The 6,839-nt window shown below is 75.7% G+C and carries 8 protein-coding genes; 6 read left to right on the top strand and 2 right to left on the bottom strand.

Going from position 1 to position 6,839, the window contains the following annotated elements:
* Window positions 1-78: 78 nt before the first annotated feature.
* From GTR00_RS10865 to GTR00_RS10840, 6 genes are read left to right on the top strand one after another with little or no spacing between them, the layout of a single operon-like run.
* Window positions 79-1,119 carry a substrate-binding domain-containing protein gene (locus GTR00_RS10865; protein WP_166611638.1) on the top strand — a complete coding sequence of 347 codons (1,041 nt, stop codon included), beginning with the start codon at window positions 79-81 and terminating at the stop codon, window positions 1,117-1,119.
* A gap of 36 nt (window positions 1,120-1,155) precedes the next feature.
* Window positions 1,156-2,187: an ABC transporter permease gene (locus tag GTR00_RS10860; protein WP_166611637.1), complete on the top strand. Its 1,032-nt coding sequence runs from the start codon at window positions 1,156-1,158 to the stop codon at window positions 2,185-2,187.
* Window positions 2,184-2,960: an ATP-binding cassette domain-containing protein gene (locus tag GTR00_RS10855; protein ID WP_166611636.1), complete on the top strand. Its 777-nt coding sequence runs from the start codon at window positions 2,184-2,186 to the stop codon at window positions 2,958-2,960. The genes GTR00_RS10860 and GTR00_RS10855 overlap by 4 nt, the downstream gene beginning before the upstream one ends.
* Window positions 2,957-3,364: a universal stress protein gene (locus GTR00_RS10850; RefSeq protein ID WP_166611635.1), complete on the top strand. Its 408-nt coding sequence runs from the start codon at window positions 2,957-2,959 to the stop codon at window positions 3,362-3,364. The genes GTR00_RS10855 and GTR00_RS10850 overlap by 4 nt, the downstream gene beginning before the upstream one ends.
* Window positions 3,365-3,392: 28 nt before the next feature.
* Window positions 3,393-4,583: a tRNA dihydrouridine synthase DusB gene (gene dusB, locus GTR00_RS10845; protein ID WP_205705532.1), complete on the top strand. Its 1,191-nt coding sequence runs from the start codon at window positions 3,393-3,395 to the stop codon at window positions 4,581-4,583.
* Window positions 4,580-5,845: a deoxyguanosinetriphosphate triphosphohydrolase gene (locus GTR00_RS10840; RefSeq protein WP_166611639.1), complete on the top strand. Its 1,266-nt coding sequence runs from the start codon at window positions 4,580-4,582 to the stop codon at window positions 5,843-5,845. The genes dusB and GTR00_RS10840 overlap by 4 nt, the downstream gene beginning before the upstream one ends.
* A gap of 50 nt (window positions 5,846-5,895) precedes the next feature.
* Here the strand turns inward: GTR00_RS10840 and GTR00_RS10835 are convergent, their stop codons facing one another.
* The gene (locus GTR00_RS10835; RefSeq protein ID WP_166611633.1) at window positions 5,896-6,069 is read right to left on the bottom strand and encodes a hypothetical protein; all 174 of its coding nucleotides are present in this window, start codon (window positions 6,067-6,069) and stop codon (window positions 5,896-5,898) included.
* A 52-nt stretch (window positions 6,070-6,121) separates the two neighbouring features.
* The coding region (locus tag GTR00_RS24965) for a DUF4190 domain-containing protein (RefSeq protein WP_205705531.1) at window positions 6,122-6,839 on the bottom strand (718 nt) is incomplete at its 5' end.

Raw genomic sequence — 6,839 nt, 5'->3', positions numbered from 1 at the left:
CCCGGTGAGCGGGCGGCGCCCCCGGCCCCGCCCGCTCACCGGGACGGTCCCCGGGACCGTCCTCAGAGAGGGGACCCGATGAACGTCTCGACCCGCACCCCCCGCCGCCTCGCCGCGGCGGCGCTCCTGCTCGCGCTGCCGGTCGCCGCCGGGTGCACCTCCACCCAGACGGGCGGGGGCGGCGACGGCGGTGAGGACGGCACGATCACGATCGGCCTGATCACCAAGACGGACTCCAACCCGTACTTCGTCTCCATGCGCGCCGCCGCGCAGGAGGCCGCCGACGCCGCCGGCGCCGAGCTCATCGCCGAGGCCGGGACCGCCGACGGCGACAACGACAGCCAGGTCGCGGCGGTGGAGAACCTCATCGCCTCCGGCGTGCAGGCGATCCTCATCACGCCCAACGACTCCACGGCCATCGTGCCGACCCTCGAGGCCGCGCAGGAGCGGGGCGTCTTCGTGGCCGCGCTGGACACCCAGACCGACGGCAACCGGGGCGTCGACGCCACCTGGGCCACCGACAACACCCGCGCCGGGGAGCTGCAGGGCGCCTACGTCAAGGCCGCCCTGGGCACCACCCCGCCGGTCCTGGCGATGCTCGACCTGCAGCCGGGCGTCTCCGTCGGCGACCAGCGGCACGCCGGGTTCCTCACCGGCATGGGCCTGACGGACGACAGCCCCGAGATCGCCGGCCGGCAGGACACCAACGGCGACCAGTCCCGCGGCCAGAGCGCCATGGAGAACCTGCTGCAGGCCAACCCGGGCATCAACGCCGTCTACACCATCAACGAACCCGCCGCGATCGGCGCCTGGACCGCGCTGGACAACGCCGGCAGGGCGGGGTCCACGGTCGTGGGCTCCATCGACGGCGGGTGCACCGGCGTCCAGGCCGTGCAGGACGGCAAGATCGCCGCCACCGTCATGCAGTTCCCCGGGAAGATGGCCGAGGAGGGCGTCGCCGCGGCCCTGGCGTTCGCCGCGGACGGCACCAAGCCCACCGTGCCGGCCTCCGGGTTCATCGACACCGGCGTGCAGCTCATCACCGACCAGCCCCTGGAGGGCCTGGAGTCGCAGGACACCGCGTGGGGCCTGGAGAACTGCTGGGGCGGCGAGTCCTGAGCCGGCAGCGGACCCGTTGAACCGAGGAGGCAGTCCATGGCCGATCCCGTGACCGACCCCGTGCAGTCCGCCGGCGCGGCGGTGGTCGTCCGCGAGTCCTCCGGGACCCGCGTGGCCACCGCCGTCGACCACGTCTTCCGCAACCCCGTGCTGGGGCCGCTGGCGGCGCTGGTGCTGGCGTGCGTGGCGTTCTCGCTGTTCACCGACAACTTCCTCAGCGTCGACAACCTCTCGCTGATCCTGCAGCAGTCCGTCGTCGTGGGGACCCTGGCGCTGGGCCAGACGCTCATCGTCCTCACCGGCGGCATCGACCTGGCCAACGGCGCCATCATGGTGCTGGGCACCCTCGTCATCGCGCGCACGGCCGCCGCCGCCACCGGTCAGGTCACCGCCCTGCTGCTGGGGCTGCTGGTGTGCGCCGGGCTGGGCGCGGTCTCCGGCCTCATCGTCTCCCGGCTGGGGCTGCCGCCCTTCATCGTCACCCTGGGGCTGCTGACGATCCTGCAGGCCGCCTCGCGGCTGTACACCCGCGAGACCGTCCTGGTGGAGGAGGGCCCGCTGACGCTGCTGTCCGGCGGCGGGTACTTCCTGGGCAGGTTCCAGGTCACCGCCGGCGTCGTGGTGGTCCTGCTGAGCGTGCTCGTCCTGCACTACGCCCTGACCCGCACCGCCTGGGGCCGGCACGTGTACGCCGTGGGCAACAACGACCTGGCCGCCAAGCGCACCGGCATCGACGTCAAGCGCGTCCTGCTGTCGGTGTACGTCCTGGCCGGGGCGCTGTACGCGCTGGCCGCGCTGCAGGCGTTCGGCCGCAGCCCGGCCACCTCCCCGAACGCCTTCCCCACCGCCAACCTCGACACCATCACCGCGGTCGTCATCGGCGGCACCAGCCTGTTCGGCGGGCGCGGCACGGTGCTGGGCACCTACATCGGCGCGCTCATCGTGCTCGTGCTGCAGTCGGGCCTGACCCAGGCCGGCATCGACCCGCTATACCAGAACATCGTCACCGGCATCCTCGTCATCGCCGCCGTGGCCCTGGACAGCATCACCAGGAGGAGGGCGCGGTGAACGGCACGGTCCTGGAGGCCCGCGGCATCGTCAAGCGCTACGGGCACGTCACCGCCGTCGCCGGCGCCGACTTCGACCTGCGCGCCGGGGAGGTGCTGGCGGTCATCGGCGACAACGGCGCCGGCAAGTCCAGCCTCATCAAGGTCCTCTCCGGCGACGTCCTGCCCGACGCCGGGGAGGTGCTGCTGGACGGCGAGCGGGTGCACTTCCGCAGCCCGCACGACGCGCAGGCGGCCGGCATCGAGACCGTCTACCAGGACCTGGCGATGGCCCCGGCCCTGGACATCGCCACCAACCTCTTCCTGGGCCGGGAGATCCGCCGCAAGGGCCCGCTGGGCTCGGTGCTGCGGATGCTGGACGTGAAGGAGATGCGCCGGCAGTCCCGCGAGCAGATGGACGCCCTGGGCATCACCACCCTGCAGTCGATCACCCAGCCCGTCGACAGCCTCTCCGGCGGGCAGCGGCAGACCGTGGCGGTGGCCCGCGCCGCCGCGTTCGGGCGCAAGGTCGTCATCATGGACGAGCCCACCGCCGCCCTGGGCGTGCGCGAGTCCAAGGGGGTGCTGGACCTCATCCGGCGCATCCGCGACACCGGCATCCCCGTGGTCCTCATCAGCCACGACATGCCGGCCGTCTTCGAGGTCGCCGACCGCATCCACATCCACCGCCTGGGCCGGCGGGCCGCGGTCGTGCGGCCCGGGGACCACCACATGAACGAGGTCGTCGGGATCATGACCGGCGCCCTGCCGCCGCCGGCCGCGGTGGCGTCGTGACCGTCGTCGTGGGCTACGTGCCCGACCCCACCGGGTTCCTCGCCGTCACCGAGGCCGTCCGGCAGGCCCGGTGGCGCGGCTGCGCCGTCGTGGTGGTCAACACCGTCGACGAGGCCGGGTACACCCGCCCCACCGCCGCCGACGAGGTGGACCTGGACGCGGTGCGCGAGCGGCTGCGCGCCGAGGGGCTCGAGCACCGCGTCGAGCACCGCCCGCTGGTGCCCGGCGTCCAGGCCTCCGACGTCATCCTCGAGGTCGCCGAGCAGGAGGGCGCCGAGCTCGTCGTGGTGGGCCTGCACCGGCGCTCACCGGTGCGCAAGGCCCTGCTGGGCAGCAACGCCCAGCGCGTCCTGCTCGAGGCGACCTGCCCCGTGCTGGCCGTCCGGGCGCCGGAGCACCCCTGAGGAGCGTCATCATGGGGGGGTGAGCCTCCTGGACGCCCCGATCGAGACCCCGACGGGCACCGCCGCGACCGCCCCGGTCGCGGCGCCCCTGCGCATCGGCCCGCACGTGTCCGCCACCCCGGTGGTGCTGGCCCCCATGGCCGGCATCACCAACTCCGCCTACCGGCAGCTGTGCCGCGAGCACGGCGAGGGCTTCTACGTCTCCGAGATGGTCACCTCCCGCGCGCTGGTCGAGCGGACCCCGGAGTCGATGCGGCTGGTGACCTTCGCCGAGAGCGAGCGCCCGCGCAGCCTGCAGCTGTACGGCGTGGACCCGGCCACCGTGGCCGCCGCGGTGCGCATGGTCGTCGAGGAGGACCTCGCCGACCACGTCGACCTCAACTTCGGCTGCCCGGTGCCCAAGGTCACCCGCAAGGGCGGGGGAGCGGCGCTGCCGTGGAAGGCGGACCTGTTCCGCGACATCGTCACCGGCGCGGTGCGCGAGGCGTCCCGGGGCGGGGTCCCGCTGACGGTGAAGATGCGCAAGGGCGTCGACGACGACCACCTGACCTACCTGGAGGCCGGGCGCACCGCCGAGCGCGCCGGCGCGGCCGCCGTGGCCCTGCACGGGCGCACCGCCTCCCAGCACTACTCCGGCCAGGCCGACTGGGAGGCCATCGCGCGGCTGAAGGAGGCCGTCACCACGATCCCGGTCCTGGGCAACGGCGACGTGTGGAGCGCCGAGGACGCCCTGGAGATGGTGCGCCGCACCGGCTGCGACGGCGTCGTCGTCGGCCGCGGCTGCCTGGGCCGGCCGTGGCTGTTCGCCGACCTGGAGGCCGGGTTCGCCGGGCGCCCCGAGCGGGTGCGCCCGGGCCTGCGCACCGTGGCGGCCGCGCTGCGCCGGCACGCCGAGCTGCTCGTGGAGCACTACGGCGACGAGCTGCGCGCCTGCCGCGACGTGCGCAAGCACGTGGCGTGGTACCTCAAGGGCTACGTCGTCGGCGGCGACCTGCGCGCCCGGCTGGGCCTGGTGGACTCCCTGGCCGCCCTCGACGAGCTGCTCGCCTCCCTGGACCTGGACCAGCCCTACCCGGGTGCGCCGGCGGAGGGCGCGCGCGGGCGGGCCGGCTCCCCGCAGCGGGTGGCGCTGCCGGAGGGCTGGCTGGACGACCGCGTCCTGTCCGGGGCGGCCCTGGAGGTCGTGCGCCAGGCCGAGCTGTCCGTCTCGGGCGGCTGAGCGTGGCCGAACGCGACGGGACCCGCAGCGGCTACGCGCCCGGCGACCTGGAGCGCTGGGTGACCGAGCCGCCCAAGACGCACCGGCGCAGCGCGTTCGCCCGCGACCGCGCCCGCGTGCTGCACTCCTCGGCGCTGCGCCGGCTGGCGGCCAAGACGCAGGTCGTGGGTCCGGGCACCGACGACTTCGTGCGCAACCGGCTGACGCACTCCCTGGAGGTCGCGCAGGTCGGGCGCGAGCTCGGCGCCGCCCTGGGCTGCGACCCGGACGTGGTGGACACCGCCTGCCTGGCCCACGACCTGGGCCACCCGCCCTTCGGCCACAACGGGGAGCGGGCGCTGGCCGAGGCCGCCGCCGACGTCGGCGGCTTCGAGGGCAACGCGCAGACCCTGCGGCTGCTGACGCGCCTGGAGCCCAAGACCGTCGCCGCCGACGGCTCCCCGGCGGGCCTGAACCTCACCCGCGCCAGCCTGGACGCGGCCACGAAGTACCCCTGGCTGCACGGCAAGGCGCCGCGGGCCACGGCCAAGTTCGGCGCCTACGCCGACGACGCGGACGTCTTCACCTGGCTGCGCGAGGGCGCCCCGGAGAACCGGCCCTGCGTGGAGGCGCAGGTGATGGACTTCGCCGACGACGTCGCCTACAGCGTCCACGACGTCGAGGACGCCGTGGTCGCCGGGCACGTGCGGCTGGACTGGCTGCGCGAGCGGGAGACGCGCGCCCGCGTCGCCGCGCAGGTGCGCGACTGGTACCTCGCCGACGCCACCGACGCCGACGTCGACGCCGCCCTGGAGCGCCTGTCGGTCCTGCCGTTCTGGGCCGAGGAGCGCGCCGGGGAGGTCGTCGGCGGCCGCCGTCACCTGGCGGCGCTGAAGGACATGACCAGCCAGCTCATCGGCCGCTTCGCCAACGCCGCCCAGGACGCCACCCGCGCCCGCCACGGCGACGGCCCGCTGACGCGCTACGCCGCCGACGTGGAGGTGCCCGCCGGGACGGTGCTGGAGGTGGCGGTGCTCAAGGGCGTGGCGGCCACGTTCGTCATGAGCGCCCAGGAGCGCCAGCCGTTCTACGCCCGCCAGCGCGAGCTGCTGATGGAGCTGCTGGCGCGCCTGGTCCAGCGCGGCCCGGACGTGCTGGAGCCGCCCTTCCGGGAGGACCACCTGGCCGCCGCCGACGACGCGGCGCGGCTGCGGGTGGTCGTGGACCAGGTCGCCTCGCTCACCGACGCCTCCGCCGTCGCCTGGCACGCCCGCCTCACCTGAGGCCGGTGCCCCCGGCGCGGGCGTCGCCGGGGGCACCGGGGGGCCGGGCCTCACCAGGAGCGCAGGCTGCCGGCGCTCAGCGAGCCGCCGAGGCTGCCGGTGCTGCTGACGAGGTTGCACTGCACCAGGCGGCTGCCGGCCTCCCGGTTCGCCTCGGTCGGGTGGTAGTAGCTGTGCTCCAGCCCGGGGGCGTCCAGCCCGGCGGCCTGCGCCGCGGCGCTCACGGCCTCCGAGCAGCGCGCGCCCGCCGGGGTTTCCCGCGCCCGCCCCGGCCCCTCAGACCGCGGTGCCGCGTCCGGTGCCGGTGGTGGCCACGTCCCCCGCGGCGAGCGAGCCGGTCAGCGCGCCGCCGCCGTCCTCGTCCAGCCACGGGTGCAGCAGGCACACCGTCTCGCGGTCGCCCTCCGCCCAGCTGGCCGCCGAGGGCGTGTAGTGGCCGACGTCGAAGCCCTCCGCGGGCAGCCCCGCCGCCGCCAGCGCCTCGCCGACGGCGGTGCCGCAGCGCTCCTCGGCGTCCTCCTCGACCGGCCCGTCGCCGGGGTAGCCGCCCGGGCCGGCGGCGACGGTCAGGACGGTGACGACCTCCGCGTCGTGCGGGCGCGCGCAGTCGGTGGTGCTCACGTCGAGGTCGCCGTCGGCCCCGTCCTCCAGCAGGCACTGCCCCGCCGCGGGGTCCTCCTGCAGGAGCACCCCGCCCTCGTCCTCGACGCCGCTGCCGGCGAGCGCCCACCCGTCGACGACGCCGCGGGTCAGCACGCCGAACGTCCCGGCGGCGAGCAGGCCGACCAGCACCAGCGCCGCCAGGGTCTGCAGCCCGCCCAGCGCCAGGCCGGCGACCGCCAGGCCGCGCCCGGCGGCCCGCCCGCCGGCGGTGCGGTGCAGGCCGGCGGCGCCCAGGCCCACGGCCAGCGGGCCGGTGCCGCACAGCCCCGCGACCAGGGCGGCGACGGCGAACCCGTCGGTGCGCGGCGCGGGGGAGGGGAGCGCGGGGGAG

The sequence above is a fragment of the Kineococcus indalonis genome (assembly GCF_009906395.1).
In the GTDB taxonomy this organism is placed as follows: domain Bacteria; phylum Actinomycetota; class Actinomycetes; order Actinomycetales; family Kineococcaceae; genus Kineococcus; species Kineococcus indalonis.
This window is presented reverse-complemented; position numbering and strand designations above follow the sequence as displayed.

Coding starts and splice junctions, on each gene's coding strand:
- GTR00_RS10860 (WP_166611637.1), top strand. CDS start 1,156: ATGGCCGATCCCGTGACCGACCCCGTGCAGTCCGCCGGCGCGGCGGTG.
- GTR00_RS10865 (WP_166611638.1), top strand. CDS start 79: ATGAACGTCTCGACCCGCACCCCCCGCCGCCTCGCCGCGGCGGCGCTC.